Genomic DNA, 18,836 nt, shown 5'->3' with positions numbered 1-18,836 from the left:
TTTTAAATTCCTAAACCTTGACCTCCTGTTATTTGAATGGTTTCTGCAGTCATAAACGATGCATTTTCACTCGCCAAAAATGAAACAACTGAAGCAACTTCTTCTGGCTGCCCTAATCGCCCTAATAATATATTGTTTTTCCAAGACGCGAACACTTCTGGTTTAGAAGATTTGATTTCCTTATGGAAAGGTGTGTCAATAGTACCAGGAGAAACTGCATTTACTCGTATTCCGTATTCGGCTAGATCCTTGGCTAAAGCTCTAGTTAATGCATGTACTCCTGCTTTAGATGTCCCATAGACACCAGCTCCAGGTCCTCCAGCATTCCAGCCTGCAATGGATGTATAGTTTATAATTGATGCATTATCACTTTTCTTTAGATACGGAATAGCGGCTCTAGATGCGAAAAATGTTGAATCGAGATTTAATGCCATCACGAATCTATAAAATTCGGTGGTCATATCTTCAAACCTAGACCTGCCTCCTAGACCACCTGCATTGTTTACAAGGACATCTATTTTGCCGTATTTTTCTCCTATTTTATTAATGTTTGAGGTTACTGCAGATTCATTAGTGACATCAAAACTGTAATATTCTGCTGTGATGCCTTCTGCTTTTAGTTCTGCAATTCTTTTAGCACCTTCTTCATCTTCAATACCATTTAATATTACAGTATATCCATCTTTTCCTAATCTTTTGGCTACTTGAAATCCTATACCGCCTGTAGCGCCTGTAACTACAGCTATTTTATCATTTAAATTACTCATTCTTTATGTTTTTTTATTAATTATTTTCTACTGGTCCAATCTCTTTGCAAAATTTATAAACAGAAAACACCCCTAATGGTACCATTACTGCAATTAACACAAATGCTGGTGTATATGATGTTTTTGTAATTACTGGAATTAAAAAATTCATAATAATTACCGAAAATATACCTACTGTTCCTCCAAGACCTGCTAAAGTGCCAACAGATTTTCCACTGAATAAATCACTTGGCATGGTTTGTATATTTGATATCGCAAATTGGAATCCAAATAATACAAAGGCCACAATTATCACAAATTTTGTTGGTGTGTCTGCAAAAAGTATGGTTGCTATTAAACCTAAAAACATCATCAGTCCACCAATCCAAATAGTTCGTTTACGAGACACATCAACTGAAAGCCCTTTATTTATCCATTTTCCAGTAAATAGACCTCCACTAAGACTTCCTATTGCTGCACCTACAAAGGGTACCCAAGCGAACATTCCTATTTCTTTAACATCAAACCCATACGTGTTACTTAAGTAAATAGGCATCCACCCTACAAATAACCACCAAATAGGCTCGAGGAAAAAACGAGACATTAATACCGCCCAAGATTCTTTATGTGATAGTATTTGCTTTATACTTAACTCAACACCGTCATGATCTTCTTGTCTACTTGCATATCGTCCAGATATGATATGTTTACGTTCTTTTTCGGTGAGCCAAGGGTGCTCATTGGGTTTTTTTCTATTGAAAATTAACCAAGGAATAATCCAAAGCATTCCAACACCACCAATTATTAAGAAGGTAGTTTTCCATCCAAAACCTATATAAAGAAATGCAATTAAGGGAGGTGCTACAACCGATCCCATGGATGCTCCGGCATTAAAAATACCTTGTCCAATTGCCCTTTCTTTTACTGGAAACCATTCCGCATTGCTTTTAACTGCACCTGGCCAGTTTCCTGCTTCAGAAACACCTAGTAACACCCTAAAGAAACTTAAGGAAAGAAGCCCTCGCGAAAAGGCATGAAGCATTGACGCTAAAGACCAAACAAAAATGGACACTACGTAACCCATTTTAGTTCCAATCTTGTCGTACATTTTTCCTGAAATGGATTGCCCCAATGCGTAGGCCACCATAAATACATTTAAAATAATGGCATAATCTAGATCATCCATTCCAAGTTCGTCAGACATGCCTGGCCACATAATAGCCAAAGCAGATCGATCAATATAATTGATTATGGTTGCAAGACCAATTAATCCAATTATCCACCATCTTAATCCTTTTAGTTTCATAAGTTTCGTTTATATTATAAAATAGCAATCCACCTATAAGTACTCATTTTGAGGACTCTATATACAATTATTAGGTTAATCTATTTTTTTGGTAGTAAAAAATATCAATGAGAAAATTCTCAAAAGTAAAATTTACTTCCCTCCATTTTAATATTTTTAAGAAAACAATCGTGCACTTTATTTTCTTACAGAATTTTTAAATATTATAGCAATACTGGTATAATATTTTAAAATGATCTTTCATTTTTTGTTTAGCAGCTTCTGGATCTCGACTTCTTATGGCTTCCAAAATAGCTTCATGTTCTTTTATGCCAATAACTGGTTGATTTTTATCACAAACATGGTATTTTTCAAAATTGGTGATTATTCCAGGTGTGATAATTAGCATGAATGTATTCATGGTACTATTCCCTGCCGCTTTTGCTATGGCTAGATGAAATAATAAATCTTCTTGCACTGCATTTTGACCATTTAACACTTTTTTAGTATAAGCATCTAGAGCTTCGCGCATTTGAATTAAATCTTCAGGTGTTCTTCTTAATGCAGCTAGTCTCGCTGTTTTAAGTTCAAGCATAATTCTAGTTTCGACTAAAGATTTGAAATCGGGTTTATCAAGGCGTAAAATATCTTCAATCATTCCATTAAGCGCAATAACACCAATATTTGCCACAAAAGTTCCACTTTGGGGGATTGACTCTAACAATCCATAAAATTCTAACTTTTGAATTGCTTCACGGACACTGCTTCTAGAGACCTCAAACTTTTCAGAAAGCTGTCGTTCAGAAGGTAATTTATCACCAGGCTCTAAATTTTTATGATTAATTAAATCTCTAATTTTTGAGATGATTTCCTTTTGGATAATGTCGTTTTCCGTTTTAGTAAGAATTTCTAACTTCATAGTGTATAAATGGTTAACCAGATTCGCGCTAAATGTATAAAAAAAACAGGTATTAATTAAATGTTGAAGCGCTTTACCGATCGTTTAAAGACCGGTAATTCACTTCAAACTAACTAACTCAATCTAATCATTATTTTTAATGTGTTACTTCTAAACTGTAATATTTTACTTTTGCAAAAGCACCTTCATCTCTACTTTGAAAGTAATTGCCGGCTTTAAAATAATTCTCAAATACGCCCCATTTTCTCATATGGACATTTTCGTAAACTTTATATTCTGAATTATTTAAAACCACCACCATTTTTCCTTCTGATACTTTTACTTCTAATGTAAACTTTCTAAAGCCTACTTCTTGTTCAAAATTGAAACCTTCGTCATCATCCCAGGCTTCTTCATGCAAAAGTACATCTCCTACAAGACTTGGATTTTTTAATACTTTTGTTTTTACTCTAATTTTACCTTTATCCCAATATATTTTTAGTATTGGAGGTGCATTATTGTCTTTTTGACCTATTAGATCGCGTTGCTCATCAGTCAATCGACCGTGAATTTGCATTATAATTACTCTATGGTACTTGCCGTTTTTGTCTTTAGTTACGTCTTCAACAGCGAGCTTACCTTTTAGTGTACCGCCTTGAGCAAAAGTCCAGTTGACATTATTGTTGCCAGGTTCCATTTGCTCACGTAATTCAGATCGTGAATATTTTGTATTTGCCGTGGTACCTTCACTTGGATATGCATAAAATACCAAGCCTCCATCAGTTGAATCGTTATACATATACGGTATCAACCTTTCATCACTACCATAGTTTAAAATTTCTGGTGGTTCAATGGTAGTTGCACGACCTTTATCATTTAATTCAGGAGTAGTTACACTCCAATGACTTAAATCAATATCTGGGAGCTTGTATTTTTTCCTTTTTCCTTTTTTTTCAGTCTTTGCATCCGAATCTGTTGTGCTACTTTCATTATTTTGAGAAGTAGCACTAACAGTTATACATAGGATCAATACCATTGACGCTATAATTTTTTTTCGGAAGTTTTTCATGAACTATAACTTAAAGTTTAGGATATACCTTAACATTATCGACGTATAAATCAACTGGCGTCACAGCCCAAAGCCAAATGGACACTAGTCCAGAGGCATTTGATGTAAAATCAACTTTAACCGTTGTAAATACTGTTTTACCTTTAACTTCAGATCCTACATAAGTCAATAAAGCACCACCGGCTTGAGATTGATTGTAAGCATCAACACCGTCGGTAAAATGACCGTCGAGAATTTCGGCAACAACTCTTCTACCTCCAATTGGATCGGTTGCAGCATCATCTTTAATTGCATATTCAAATTCTAAAGTATATTCCCAGTTAGGAGACACTACAATAGCTTGGTAAGCATGTCTTGTATTAGAAGTAGTCCATTCAGCTGCTGATCTGGTCATATTCCATTTTGCGCCTCTGGTTTTAGATCCATTGTCGGTGCCGTCATAACGTAACCAAGATCCATCACTACTAGATTCAAAACCATTACCTGACCATCCATTTGAAAAGCTAATTTTCCAACCATTGCTGCTATCTTCCATATCACCATTTATAATTGTTGGTGTAAGCGGCACAAATAAATCAACCACTTCAACTTGTATAGTTTTAGAAGCTGACTCGCCATTGGCATCACTTGCAGTTAAAGTTACAGGATAGGAACCTTCTCCTGCAAAAGTATGACTAGGGTCTTGTGCTGTTGAGGTTGCACCACTTCCAAAATCCCACAAAAAAGTGTTAGATTCTGTTGCAAGGTTTGTAAATTTAATAGTTTTAAAATCATTGGCGTCAGGAACATAAGAGAAATCTGCCGTTGGCAAAAAATTATCTACTTGAGAACCTGCCTCTGGGAGATCATCTCTAAAAAGCTCGTCACCAACACAACTAGATATAAAACTAGCTGTGAGTAAACTTAAGCACAACATGGTTGTCTTAAATAAGATATTTGTTTTATTCTTCATAATTAAATTTTTTAAATATTAATATCCAGGGTTTTGAGTTAAAAGGCCACCACTAATATTTATTTCTCTTGCCGGAATAGGTAGCAGAGATGCCTTTCTTGAATCATAGATATACCCCATTTGTGTTGAATGCGCACTCAATACCTCATCTAAAACGCCAAATCTTTTTAAATCAAAATAGCGTTGATTTTCAAATGCTAATTCTACACGTCTTTCACGTAAAAGATCCTCTTTGGTTACACTTGCTATAGCGTTTGGAGCTGTACTTGGGAAGGCTCGATCTCTTATTTTTCTAAAAGACTCTAAAGCACTTGGGTCAACGGTAGCTGCACCTCCGGCTAAAATTGCCTCTACGTGCATTAAAAGCACATCGGCATAACGTAAAGCAATATAATCGTTACCTGCATCTCTTGCACTTCCACCATAGGTAGGTGCTGAAAGATTAGAAAGATCTGATCCATCTGGTAAATATTTTGTTACTTCAGTTTCATCTGGGAAGGTCACATAAGAGACCGCAGTTCTAATTCCACCAATCATATCAAAGTCTGCAATTAAGTTTGCATTCACGATATTTTGACCATCTTCTCTTCCTTGACGACGTGCTCCAGAAGTAAATTCAGATGAAAAACTTTGGCTTTCATTAGGATTTCCCGATGCATATTGAATGGCAAAAATAATCTCACTATTCAATTCTGAATAAAATACATCGTGATAATTAGGTCTTAAAGTGAAATTTCCACCGCTTATAATCGCTTCGCATAATTGTTGAGCTCCGGTATAATTGCGGTTAGGTTGTGTTAAATACACTTTTGCCAATATACCTTGGGCAGCAGCTCTTGAAGCTCTTGATTTGTAGGTGTTGTCCAAAACATTAGCCGCTTCTTGTAAATCGGCAACGATTTGTGTGTAAATCTCTGCTACTGGAACCCTAGTAAACGGTGTTACCTTATCTACAGGTGATATTACTGAAGTCACTAAAGGCACATCTCCAAACAACCTAACTAATTTAAAATACGCATAGGCTCTTAAAAATTTAGCTTCGGCAGTATATTTTGCTCTATTGGCTTCATCAGCTATATCAATATAGTTCAAAATATTATTGGCTCTAAAAATAACTTCGTACATAGACTGATAATAATCTTCAGATTCCACATTATTAGCATTAACTACATATCTGTGAAAATCAGATTTTGATCCCTCTAGGGTCTTGTTTCTGGTATTATCGGTACGATGTTCGGTTAAAAGATGCTCAAACTGGACACCTCTGTTGGCTCTAGTTAAACTAGTTTCTGTGTTTTCATTAACCCCTTGTAAGGCGTCGTAAATTCCTATTATTCCTGACAATACATCTGCATCACTTTGGAAAAAGGATTCCAGCGTAACTACAGTATCTGGCAATGGATTTAAAAACTCATCAGTATCACAGGAAATAAAAAACAACCCTGTAATGGAAAAGACTAAATATTTTATATGTTTCATAATTTGTAAGTTTTATAATTAAAAGTCAATGTTCAGACCAAGGGTTACCGTTTTGTATATTGGTGTACCAGCTCTTTGTGAACCGTAAGCTCTAGGATTACCATTATCATCGTGTTCTGGATTGAAACCGTGGTAATCATCAGCAGTGATATAAATCAAATTTTGAGCAGTAGCATATAATCTAATATCTGACACGCCTATTTTAGAGGTTACATCCTCTGAAAAGTTATACCCAATATTTACATTTCGTAAAGAGAAGTAATCTGCACTTGCAATAACTTCACTCGTTAATACTTTTTCTTGAATAAATGATTCGTGTGGCACAAGACCATCGGCAACTGCTTGTGCAGCACCACCACTTCTGGTTGCATTTCCAAACCAGTTAAAGAAATATTGATCTCCTATATTATTGATTTGTGCACCAAGGCTCCCTTGTACCATAAAAGAGAAATCAAAATCTCCAAATTTAAATTCGTTGGTAAAACTATATATTAAGTCTGGATATGGATCACCTAAAATAGTTTTGTCATCGGCAGTAATAATACCATCTCCATTTAAATCTTTTACAATAGTATCTTCAGCTTGACCGTTGATTCTATTCCAAGGTGTACTCACATAGGTTGTTCTAAATTGAGTTTCATTGTATTTATCTGTGTCAACTACATATCCCCAATATGAAGATATTGGCTGGCCGATTCTATTAATCCATTGTGAATTTCTACCATAATCATCTTCTATCAAAGCATTGTTAGAATCACCAAAACTCAACAATTCATTTTGGTTGGTAGAAGCGATAAACGTGGAATTCCAAGAGAATTTCTCATTAGTGACATTTTTTGTTCTTAACTCAAATTCCCATCCTCTGTTTTGAACTTCTCCTAAATTCACTATACCACTTGTAAATCCAGTTATATATGAAACAGGATTTTCCAATAATAATTTATCACTAGTTCTTTGGTAATAATCTAATGAGCCTGAAATACGGTTATTAAGAAACCCGTAATCTAAACCAACGGTTAATTCTTCAGAAGCTTCCCACTGTAGTAAAGCATTTGCAATATTAAGCGGTGATACTCCACTTGGGATGCCGTTTCCAACAACAGCATTACTGTTTTGTAAGAGTGCTAAATAGGGCCATACATTAACGACCTCGCTACCCACATTAAAATTTTCAGACCCTGTGAGACCAAAACTAGCTCTAAACTTTAAATTGTTGAAAAAATCACTATCTCTTAAGAATTCTTCTTTAGCCACATTCCAACCTACAGAAACCGCAGGGAAATTACCCCATTTAGTAGCAGTACCAAAAACAGAACTTCCATCACGTCTAAACGAAGCAGATATTAAGTATTTGTCGGCAAAGGCATAGTTGATTCTTCCGAAATAACCTATTTTAGTTAGTTCAGTATTAACTTCCGTAGCGATAATACTTGTAGGAAGTGCCCCTTGAATATTTTTAAGATTATCGTTGCTATAACCACTACCTTCTATTTGACTAGATTCAGATTTTCTTTGCTGTACAGTAAAACCTGCTAATACATCAATTTCATGATCGCCAAAATCTTTACTGTAGTTTAAGGTATTATCTGAAATCACTCGAGTACGAAATCTATTATTCACACTATAGGCAGCTCTACTGTTTCCAGAGGCATGATGTTTGGTGCCATCCCATCGAGTTCGCTTTCTTTGTTCTAAAGTAACCCCAAGCGATGTTTTAGCTGTAAGACCATCTAAAAGTTCAAAACTTAAATAGGTTGACCCATATAATTTGGTGTTATAATCATAATGCTCTCTTTCAACATATTGTGCATATGGGTTTGAATCACCTGAAGTACGAGGTCTACTTGAACCAAATCCATCATTAGGATCAATATCTATATTACGTAAATGATTCTCATAGAAGTAATCTCCAACACCTACGTCTGGATAAGCGCTTCTATTTATAAACTGAAGTGTTTCAGCTGTATGATAAATAGGTAGCCAAGGTGATTGACGAGTTGGGTTATGGATAGATGTTGGTAATCGTCTTTGCTTAGTATACGATGGTGTAATACTAAGACCAAATTTCGCTCTCTTACCTAAAAAATCAGAATCCATTTTTAGATTTCCTGTATATAATTTGTAGTCATCTGTAATGACCACACCTTCATCGCCAAGATATCTTAAAGAAGCACTAAATTTTGTGCTCTCTGTTCCTCCACGAGCAGCAAACGAATGACTTGTAATAGTTCCTCCGTCAAAGAATACATCCTGCCAATCTCTATCAATTCCAGTTGTTTCAACTAATAAAAGGGCATACTGTGTTTCATTTGTTAGTGTACCCGTTGCAGCGCGCTCTATTTCAGCCCACTTTCTTGTATTTTTTCTGTAATCATCACTTCCATGGGCTTGTTTGTAACCTGTATAGGTTTGATAGCTGAATTTTGTTTTACCAGCTTTACCACTTTTTGTAGTGATTAAAATAACCCCATTGGATCCTTCACTACCATAAATGGCAGCAGATGCAGCATCTTTTAATACCTCAAAAGATTCAACATCATTCATGTCAAGGTTGCCAAGAAATTCAGAGCTTACTACAACGCCGTCAACGACTAGTGCTGGTCCTGAATCGGCTGTAATAGATCCAACCCCTCTAATAGTAATGGTTGGAGCACCTCCAGCTTCTGCATTAGTGGCTTGAATGTTTACCCCTGATACTTGACCAATAAGAGCATCATCAACTCTGGCTACTGCAATTTGATCTAAATCTTCGTTTACAACCTTTGAGATAGCTCCTGTTAAATGCGATTTCTTTTGTGTACCATAACCAACTACAACTACTTCATCAAGTTGACTAGCGTCTTCTGCGAGAGCTATGTTGATGGTTTGTTGATTAGCAACAATGACTGTTTTGGTTACATAGCCTAAAAAGGAAAATTGAAGAACATCTCCAGATTTGGCTTGAATTTGATAGTTACCATCAAAATCTGTAGAGACTCCAGTAGTAGTACCCATAATAATAATGTTAACACCCGGTAATGGCAGGTTGTCAACTTCGGAAACCACAGTACCGCTGATGGTAGATCGATCTTGAGCTATAACCGCAATGTTCACTAGAAGCATTACGATTAATGTTAGCTTAGTTTTTAAGTTCATAATTAATTGTTTTAGTTTTAAACTTGTTAGTGTAAAGTAGTCACCTAAAAACATGTTATTGCATGATAACGGTTAGTTTAGTATTTTTGCAGTAAGCATGTTGTTTAAAGTAGCTACATGTAATTTTACTTCCCTCCAAAGAAGTAATGACTTAAAAGGATAGGCGTGCACCTGTCCTTTTTTTAAGATTAATTAACTGGTTAACCAATCTGGTTTACCAAATATATAGAAAATATTCTTATCTCCAACTTTTTCTTAAAAAAAGTTTAAAATTTTATGATTTTCGCGAATATTTCTTACTTAAAATGAAATTATTGCATGAAATCTTCACGTATTGGGCTAAAAACATCAATTAGTTTTCCGGCTTTTTTGCAAATTGCCCCGTGCATGACATTAGGTGGTATATAAAAAGCATCTCCCGCTTTCATTAGTTTTGTTTGGTCTCCAATGGTAAGTTCAAATTCACCGCTAACCACATAGGTAACTTGCGAATGATAATGTTGATGCATAGGGCCAACGCCACCTGCAGAGAAGTTGACATCAACCAACATGATTTTGTCATCATATCCCATTATTTTTCTTTGAACTCCTTCACCAACGGTTTCCCACTGGATTTCATCTCCCATTAAAAATTCTTTACTTGCTCCAAATGTTTTCATAATTTAATTATTTAATGTTTTGGAAAGTGAAGGGACCAGTCCATTGGTATTCCTTTCCATTTATACTTATTTGATGTTTTTGTGTTTTTTGATTATTTGTATTAGAAATTATAAACAGTTTTGAATGTTCATCTTTGGTCCAAATGGCTACAGCGGTATAATATGAATCATCAAATAAAACTTCCAATTTCTTAATATTACTATAGGCGTTTATAGCCAATTCTGAAACTGGACTATAAGTGCCATGAGATTCTATAATTGACACAAATAGTGCGTCTTTTGAATTTTTCTTCCTTAGTATCAATGCTGGATCACGACGTAGGTTAAAATTGGGATCATTTGCTCCAACTCTTGCTAAGTGCAATTCGTCACCCTGTGAGGTCACTGTTGTTAAGGTATAAAATTTCCCATTGAGAAGCCAATTTAAAGTCGAATTGTTACCATCTGAAATCCCTTTACCTTCACTATATAAATGCTGGTAACCATTAGCTGCCCCAAGAGGGGCTAAAGATTTCGGAGCACTGTACTCAAAATTAGTCTGCATAAGTTGACCCAAATAATAAAAAGGGAAGTCATACTGATTTGGTTTATTGGAAGTGACCTTAACAATATCCAAAACGAATGGTTTAGTTAAACTGCTATCTTTTATCATGGCCATGGTTCTATGCATTTCAGTTCCGGGATAGGCATTTTTCTCCTTGGCACTTACAACTTGAAGATTGCGATTTCCAATATCAAATAGGTATCCTTCAGAATGGTACATACTTCCTATTTCATATTCGCCATTAAAATGAGAGGCTTCATTTTGAACAACCGTATTATGTGCAATAGTTTGTTTTGCCCAAGTGGTATTTTCTTTCAAATAATTCCCCCCACCTTTTTGTTCAATATTTACAAAACGAGCCAATCCATAATCTTGAAGGACTTCATTACCATCTTCATACATTGAATACGATAATTTATCGTAGTGACCGTGACTTAATCCTTGAGCTGCATATTTAAACACTAATTCCATAGGTTCATTTCTCAAAATCCCAATACCCCCTTGATCACCATTTGGACCATCACGAAGTTCGATTGAGGATTTTACAAAAGGTTTTGCCTTATTTAATTGAAGATCATTTGCAACTGACATTCCTGAATCATCCAAAACTACGCGATCTTGTTTTTGGGCAATACTTAAAAGTTGTGGGTCATTCCCTCCAAAATGATAGGCAATATCAACAGCCGTAACCAATTCTCTTGAATAATATGACATGCCTTTTTGCGCATCATTAATAGGGAAGAAGTCCCCATCGGCATCAGACAAATTGATAAGGGTCTTGACCGATTTTAAAAGCACGCTATCCTTATATTGAAAAATTTTGAGCTCTGGTTTTTTGTTTTGAAGAGCCTCTGCGAAAATCAAAAAAGGATACATCGCATAGCGCTGGTAATAGGGCCCTTCAGTATAATAACCATCTGGTGAAAAGGGCTCATCAAGGTTTGCGAAGAAGCCTACTTTTCCATCCTTATTAATGAAACCACCATCATTGTCCTTCATATTAGCATCTAGATTCACATTTTTTATACCGTAAAGCGCGCGTTGTAATAAGCTATCATCATCCATAACCAAGGCAATCATTCCAACAGCAACATTGCCCCAGGTGCTGTGATTATGAACACGATTAAAAAATTGTGGATTTTCTATGGAAATGAAATCAGCAAATGGCTTAAATAGGTCATTTTCCAAAACATCTCGTTCTTCTTTAGATAACCAATTATAGATGCAATCATAGGCCTGACTTGTATAAACGAGCCAGTTTGAATCATTAAGGCATTGCCAAAATAATTTCCCTCGAGCATATGATCTGGTTTGAGGATGAACCGGTAAGGTAGGATAAAGTTTGGCGTACGCCATGAGCATATCACGGATATAAATGGCATATTTTTCATCATCCAGAATCTGAAACAGTACACCCGCTTTTTGAAGTATCAAAAAATTCTTTTTATGACGTTCGTGGGTATATCCACCCGAAAAATCTTTAGGAACTGGAACATCTATCCCAAGTGCAATTTCTGCATCAACTTCTGCTTTAGTTTCTTCAAGAGATTTATCAAAAAGCGGGGTTTTTCCAAGTTGTGATTTTATGGAATTGACACCGTTAGCCGTAAGAATTAATTTAGGATGACTTGGCTCTGATGTGTTTAATGTTTCAGGTGCTTGACTAGTGTTACATGATGTAAGTAAAAAACAACAGGTAGCAGTCAAAATACTATTTAATATAATTTTCATATCAATTTATTTGTAGAGTAATCCTAGGTCATAACCATCTGTAGCACGACCTTTCAATGGAGACTTGTCATTCAATTTATAACTTTCCTTCAAAAAACTAGGAGCTTCTTTCCAAAGATTTTCTATGGTATATTTTTGGTCTCCGGTAACATCTATTAATTCAGAATTGAAAAAGTTGTTGTTTAGCACCTTAACGATAGGTTCGCCTACCACCAAATGCATTTTCAACCCTTTGGTATTTTGAAAAATGTTATTCTGAATTTCATTCACCTGAACTCCATATAATGAAATGGCGGCGTTGTATTTATTTCGTTTACCATGTCCTACGTTATCCAATACATTATGGTCAATTTCTAAAAAGGGACCAAAAGTACTCTCGTCTGTTCCTCCTCTATAGAGTCTTAATGCGGCACCTTGCACATCTTTGAAACTATTGTTTTTTATAATTACATACTCTGCATTGTAGGCGCCAACATCGTCAGTTTCCTTATCCAAAGCAACAATATGACCTGTAATGTTTTCAAATCGTGAATTTTGAATACTTAAGGTATCGGCAAAGGTGTTTTTGGATACTTTAACGACATCAAAGGAGTGATTGACAACTAAATTTTTAAATGTGCAATTGTCGATAAACAACTTGTAGTTATCTATCATTGAATTTTTACTCGTTCTAATCACTGTATTTCCGGCATAATCTGGCGATTGAGCACCATCAAAAGTTATTCCTTCCAAAGAAAGACTGCCGCCATTTTGAATTTCAAAAGCCGCCATTTTTTCAAATAAAACGATTGCTTCCTTATCGCCTAGAGTCTTGAAGGTTAGGGGATGAGGTATGGCTACAGTTTTAGTTAGCCAATAGGTTTCTCCTGCTTCAAGTGCGATGACATCTCCTGCTTCAGATGTTTTAATAACATCATATAATGTATTTATGCCTGGTTTTACTTTAATGGTTTTTCCAGAATTAAGAGCTGCTGGGTTAACATCTTTAGAATACCAACTAACGCCTGTATTTTCTTTGGTAGCTATGTTTGGGCTTATAGTTATTTTCGTTTTAATAGCATTGGATTCCGGGATTAAAAATCCTTGCTCATTCTTTACCAATTTGATTTCTGCATTTTCGAAACCGTTCGGGATTGTTTTATCAACATTTTTACTGGTAATATTATTTTTAAATGTGACACCACTTATATCGTCATAAACTGTGAACAGATTGGATTTTGATTCGTGATAGAATATATTATCTGTAATACTAGAATTGACAGGTGGAGCACTTCTTTCGGCATCGCTTCCCGCACATAATTGAATGTTGTCACAATTAATAAACGTGTTATTTTTTACAAGGGCATCAGTTACTTGCACATAACGGTTAGGTGGTGAATTTGGTACGCCATTCATCATTACAAAAGCGCCTCTAAATCGGTAACCAGTCAATCCAATATGGTAATTGTTAATAACCGTTTGTTTTTCATTAATGACACGTACACCTCCAGTACTTGGTTTTCCATTACCTATAAACACATTGCCATCGACCATGGTTTCGTTTCCGTGGCGCATGGTTAAGGTTCCTGTGCATTCAAAAAACGTATTGTATTTAAATGTATTTTGACCAGATTTGTTAGAAATAATTTCATGTTCACCATTACATCTATCAAAATAATTGGATTCTACCAGTGTATTAGAATTTTCCAACGCATTATGGCTGGTTCCAATTCTTAAGGTTTCGCCACCATTATTACCAAAGGTAGGTCGTGGCCCAAAGTAGTTGTGATCTATTTGATGATGATTTGCTCTGCTATCTTCAGTATCTAAACCTACAATCATTGTGACACCTAAATTCTTTTTGCCTACAATATGATTATGGTCTATTCTGTTATTTTTTCCATAAATGGCTATCCAATAATCTTGCTCATCGCGTTGAGGATTGCTATAATTATCAATTACACATTCGGTCAAACGGCAATTATTTGACACCTCATTTTCACTTTTTCTAAAAGAAATTACCTCGTTGGTAGGGGTATATCCATTGACGAATATTAAACCTTTCACAACGAGGTATTCTCCTGCTATTCTCAAATTTGAAGCGCCTTCAAGAGTGACTTTGCCTTTTTCTTCCACTGTTAGAGTGATAGGATTTTCGGCTGTTCCCTTGGCTTCAAAGAGCAATTCTGTATTTTTCCAAACACCATTGGCCAGTGTTATGACATCCCCCGGTTGGGATTTGCTTACCGCTTGATTAAACTCATCAATAGTTTTGACAACTCCTGAATTGCTTTTAGGGCTTGAACAGGTATATAAAACGATAGCAATAAATGCATAGTATATGTGCTTACAGTGTTTAAAATTCACAATTTTGATTTATTCTTTTATTATTTTTTTAGTAATCGATAACTTATCGGAATATATTTTTAAGAAATACATGCCTCTAGATAAATTTGAAATGTCAATATTATCGTTAGACAATTGGGTTTGAGAAGTTACGCTTTTACCCAAAACATCAAATACTTCTATTTTAGAAATTGGATTTTTTTGAGATTCAATTACAATATAGTTTTTGGCTGGGTTAGGGTATACTTTCAAATCAAACATTTTGTTTTGTGCAATGCTTAACGTAGCATCTGAAATTTCCAATTCGTTTGAGTAATTAAACGCCTTATCAACGGCATATACTTTGTAATAGGTTCCTGAAACATATGGCTCCATAAATGAAGTAGCGGTTCCAATATGGGCTACGGTTCCTGTAAGTCCTCCTGTTCCGTTAGTAGTGGTATTACCTACTTTGTAAATGCCATTTTGGTTGGGGTCATTGTCCGCGTTTGGCATTGATGAGTATCTAAATACTACATAACCTCCACCATCTACACCTCCGGCTGGTGCTGCCCACCCAATGGTAGCTGTTCCAGCATTATTAGCATAAGTTGGACCTGTTGGATCATTTGGAGCCGTCGCGTCATAAGCACCAGCATAAACTACAAAATCATCAAAAGTAACTAATGTTTCATTGCTCCCTGACATCCTAGCCACTGCCCAGTTTGAAGCATTGAAAATAGCGCCTGTAGTCCGGGTAGCATAGGCTTTGGTATATGAACCTGCAACAAATGTTGTTGCATCTATTTTGTTACCAGCACTCCCGCCGGTAGTGTTGTTCAAATAGATGCCGGGGTCAAGATCGTCACCCGGGTTAGAGTCAGCTTTATAAAAAAACTGAATGGTATATTCTGTTGAGACTTGGAATGTAGGTGAGGTAGTTGATATACTCTGTAGTCTTAAATTGTCACCAGCAGAAGCCAATAACTGCATTGATACCGAAAAAGTTCCGGATCTTGCCTTTGCAGCATCATTTTCTATCTCTCTTACGGCTGCTCTGGATGAAGACGATACTGTCCATTCTACTTGAGGGGTACCAGCTTCAGCGGAGCCTGCATTACCAATAGTGCCTGCGGTTTGGGCTTCTAATCCTCCATCTATTTCAGGAAATTCTCCAATAACCTGTTGGGTCCATGCGAAATTAAAACACAAACAGAACACCAAAAGGCTGTACAGTGTTTTAAAATTTTGTGTTGTAAAAAGTAGTTTTGTTTTCATAAAAAAAGTTCTAAAAGTTAATAATGATTAGTGTGTAATATCAATAGTTTCGATTTCTTCAGAAAATGCAGCAATATTTTCATTGGTTGAAGAGCAACAAAGAAAGGCGCTAAAAAAGATGGCTGTAAACCCACCTGTTTTAAATTGTAGTACTAATGTTTTCATCAACAAATTCTATGAATTATTAATTGGTTAACCAGATTGGTTTACCAAAAATATACATATTTATTTATTAAACAAATAAAATCGAATAAATTTATGTGTTTGATGGATTATTTAACTTATTAGGGGATAAATACTTACAGAAAATCAAATAATGCTAAAATTCCGTTATAAGAAATAATACAAGAGAACAATAAGGCAGAAAAAAGACCAACATTCACAAAAATAGAAGTTTTATATCCTTTCATAATTTTTTTGTTATTGACCATTAAAATTATACCTAAAACTACAATAGGCAGAACAAATACATTAAACACTTGGGAAAGGATTTGCATTTCTATGGGATTAGCACCAAAAATAGGGACTATCAAGGCCACAAGACAAGCTATGAATGTGACAATCCTAAATTGCCTTGAACTGGTATCCAATTCACCCGATTGATAATCGGCCAATAATAAGGGCGCTATTAATAAGCAAGGAAAAATAGAAGATAATCCAGCACTTAAGGTCCCAAAAAAGAAAATAGTAACCGCTAAATTTCCAGCTACCGGTTCAAGTGTATTTGCCATATCCAGAACTTTGGTGACTGGTTGCCCCTGATGAAACAAAGCGCCGCAAGCTACAGCCATTACAGAAGCACTAATGATAAAGACCAAAATAGCGGCTGTGATGGAGTCTTGTTTTTGTTGTTTTAAATTATCTATGGTCCAACCTTTACCTCTAATAAAAAGGGGTCTTGATAAAAAAGTGGCCGCTGCCATGGTGGTTCCTACAAAAGCAGCTACCATCATTTTGCCTCCCGGAACCGATGGAACAGAAGGAATTAATCCAGCGATAACATCTTTAGGCAAGGGATAAACAAAAAACAATGATATGATAAATGACAGCCCCATGAAAGTCACAAAAATGACCAATATCTTTTCAAAAAATGTATACTTACCCACGAGCATCAAGGCATAAAATACACCAATGATCAAAATGGCAATAGTTAGTACAGTTTCATATTGAAATCCAACCAAGCCTTCAAAATACATAGCTAAAATTTCATAAATAATATTGGCTGAAATGCCTAATATTCCCATTAAGGAATTCCATTGACCAAATGATATTCCAATTATAATTAGAATTGCCAGTATTTTTCCTCCCTTAATATGTTTTTTAAACCCATATAGGGCAGTCTCTCCCGAAATTAATGCATAGTTCCCATATGCAAACATGAGCACTCCAGAAAATAAACAACTTAATAATAACACCCACAATAATTGCATACCATAAGTACTACCAGCCACAATCATTGAAGTGACACTACCTGTTCCAATGGTATACCCAATGGCAAAAATACCAGGACCGAAGCCTAATATTATAGCGATAATTTTTTTTATTACAGATAATTTGTTTTTCGATGTTGACATAATTCATTTATTATTCTGACTGTTCAATTGATTTTGTAGGATATGATCTCTCCTGGTTTAATTAAGGCTATAGGCCCTAAAGGCATTGATATGACCTTGCCCAACAAATCTAGTACCTGAAAGGAGGACTCTTAATTTTCTGTTCATTATTCCAAATTTGGGTTTTCTCCTTCACCAACCGAACCATCTTTAAACCAAACTTCTGTATAACTTCCATTGGCGTATTGTTTTGCTATATCTCCTCCATATGTTTCTGATTTAGTGGACTTGCCGTTTGCTTGGTTGTAGGCACCTTGTTTAAAAAACTGCTTTTCCCCGGCATATGCATTTTCACGTTCAACACCATCACGTCCTTTTGAGGCATATACGTTTAATATTTGTTGAGGAATATCTGATTTTTTGGCAAAATCTGATTTTAATAAGTTTTTGGTGAATGTTTTAGGCTCATGTCCTTCACTAGTAAAAGTTAGATACATGATACCTTCGTAAACGTTGACTTCATAACTAAATTCTTCACCTAATGCAATACCATCTTGTGGCTCTTCAGGATAAGTAGAAGAATCCGGTCCTACAACCGAAAAATCATGTCCCCAAACCGCTGTTGAATAATCCCATCGGCCATCATTACTGCCTTTTGTGTTTATTTCATAGTTCCAAAAAACAGAACCCTTATCGTGTTCTGGAAATTTTTTATAAAATATTTTTAAAGGTTCGTTTTCGTGACCCTCATCACTATGAATCTGCCCAACAACTACCGAGAATGAAGAAGAAGCCGTTGCATCACCAGTGGTTGATACATGTTGTACTTTTAACCTTCCCGTTAATTTTCCTCCTGTTTCTGGTATCCAACGTGATTTTTGACCTAATTCCGATCTTGTATTGCTTGAATTTGGTGAGGTAATACCTGAATTGGGTGCTTTGTATACTACCCAGTTAGAATTTCCTTCATTTTCAACATAAAAAAAACCTTCTTTCTCAAAATTCACTAAATTTTCGGAGCGTGTACCATCTCCTAAAAGGATACTCCATTCGTCCATAAATGGAATCACATCACTCGGATATTTTTTAGCTTCACTTTTCTCTATTGGTACTTCTGAAGTCGATTCTGGCTTGTTTTTACAAGCGAATATTACTAAAAGGGATAATAATACAATTGCTGGCTTTTTCATTTTATTAATTCAA

Annotated in this window: 14 protein-coding genes; all 14 read right to left on the bottom strand. The window is 35.6% G+C overall.

Going from position 1 to position 18,836, the window contains the following annotated elements:
* Positions 1 to 2: 2 nt before the first annotated feature.
* The 14 genes from ACFO5O_RS09850 to ACFO5O_RS09785 all read right to left on the bottom strand — a co-directional run bounded on the left by ACFO5O_RS09850 (position 3) and on the right by ACFO5O_RS09785 (position 18,823).
* A complete protein-coding gene (locus ACFO5O_RS09850) occupies positions 3 to 767 on the bottom strand; it encodes an SDR family NAD(P)-dependent oxidoreductase (protein WP_387963296.1) in 765 nt (254 codons plus the stop codon).
* A 16-nt stretch (positions 768 to 783) separates the two neighbouring features.
* The gene (locus tag ACFO5O_RS09845; RefSeq protein ID WP_387963294.1) at positions 784 to 2,052 is read right to left on the bottom strand and encodes an MFS transporter; all 1,269 of its coding nucleotides are present in this window, start codon (positions 2,050 to 2,052) and stop codon (positions 784 to 786) included.
* 196 nt (positions 2,053 to 2,248) lie between these two features.
* Positions 2,249 to 2,950 (bottom strand): FadR/GntR family transcriptional regulator, encoded by a 702-nt coding sequence (locus ACFO5O_RS09840; RefSeq protein ID WP_387963292.1) that lies wholly within the window; start codon positions 2,948 to 2,950, stop codon positions 2,249 to 2,251.
* A 136-nt stretch (positions 2,951 to 3,086) separates the two neighbouring features.
* Positions 3,087 to 3,998: a polysaccharide lyase family 7 protein gene (locus ACFO5O_RS09835; RefSeq protein ID WP_387963290.1), complete on the bottom strand. Its 912-nt coding sequence runs from the start codon at positions 3,996 to 3,998 to the stop codon at positions 3,087 to 3,089.
* A gap of 10 nt (positions 3,999 to 4,008) precedes the next feature.
* Positions 4,009 to 4,950: a PKD domain-containing protein gene (locus ACFO5O_RS09830; protein ID WP_387963288.1), complete on the bottom strand. Its 942-nt coding sequence runs from the start codon at positions 4,948 to 4,950 to the stop codon at positions 4,009 to 4,011.
* 18 nt (positions 4,951 to 4,968) lie between these two features.
* Positions 4,969 to 6,429: a RagB/SusD family nutrient uptake outer membrane protein gene (locus ACFO5O_RS09825; RefSeq protein WP_387963286.1), complete on the bottom strand. Its 1,461-nt coding sequence runs from the start codon at positions 6,427 to 6,429 to the stop codon at positions 4,969 to 4,971.
* Between the two features lie 18 nt (positions 6,430 to 6,447).
* On the bottom strand, positions 6,448 to 9,564 hold the full coding sequence (locus tag ACFO5O_RS09820; protein ID WP_387963284.1) for a SusC/RagA family TonB-linked outer membrane protein: 3,117 nt from the start codon (positions 9,562 to 9,564) through the stop codon (positions 6,448 to 6,450).
* Positions 9,565 to 9,875: 311 nt separating this feature from the next.
* Positions 9,876 to 10,223 carry a cupin domain-containing protein gene (locus ACFO5O_RS09815; RefSeq protein ID WP_387963283.1) on the bottom strand — a complete coding sequence of 116 codons (348 nt, stop codon included), beginning with the start codon at positions 10,221 to 10,223 and terminating at the stop codon, positions 9,876 to 9,878.
* 7 nt (positions 10,224 to 10,230) lie between these two features.
* Positions 10,231 to 12,498, bottom strand: coding sequence for an alginate lyase family protein (locus tag ACFO5O_RS09810; RefSeq protein ID WP_387963281.1), 2,268 nt, complete (start codon positions 12,496 to 12,498; stop codon positions 10,231 to 10,233).
* Between the two features lie 6 nt (positions 12,499 to 12,504).
* The gene (locus tag ACFO5O_RS09805) at positions 12,505 to 14,844 is read right to left on the bottom strand and encodes a polysaccharide lyase 6 family protein (protein ID WP_387963279.1); all 2,340 of its coding nucleotides are present in this window, start codon (positions 14,842 to 14,844) and stop codon (positions 12,505 to 12,507) included.
* A gap of 9 nt (positions 14,845 to 14,853) precedes the next feature.
* A complete protein-coding gene (locus tag ACFO5O_RS09800) occupies positions 14,854 to 16,080 on the bottom strand; it encodes a T9SS type A sorting domain-containing protein (protein WP_387963277.1) in 1,227 nt (408 codons plus the stop codon).
* Between the two features lie 27 nt (positions 16,081 to 16,107).
* A complete protein-coding gene (locus ACFO5O_RS09795) occupies positions 16,108 to 16,245 on the bottom strand; it encodes a hypothetical protein (protein ID WP_387963274.1) in 138 nt (45 codons plus the stop codon).
* 134 nt (positions 16,246 to 16,379) lie between these two features.
* Complete coding sequence (locus ACFO5O_RS09790) at positions 16,380 to 17,654, bottom strand: Nramp family divalent metal transporter (protein WP_387963272.1); 1,275 nt, start codon at positions 17,652 to 17,654, stop codon at positions 16,380 to 16,382.
* A 146-nt stretch (positions 17,655 to 17,800) separates the two neighbouring features.
* Positions 17,801 to 18,823: a polysaccharide lyase family 7 protein gene (locus tag ACFO5O_RS09785; protein ID WP_387963269.1), complete on the bottom strand. Its 1,023-nt coding sequence runs from the start codon at positions 18,821 to 18,823 to the stop codon at positions 17,801 to 17,803.
* Positions 18,824 to 18,836 lie beyond the last annotated feature (13 nt).

Source organism: Geojedonia litorea (assembly GCF_042654525.1).
GTDB lineage: Bacteria > Bacteroidota > Bacteroidia > Flavobacteriales > Flavobacteriaceae > Geojedonia > Geojedonia litorea.
This window is presented reverse-complemented; position numbering and strand designations above follow the sequence as displayed.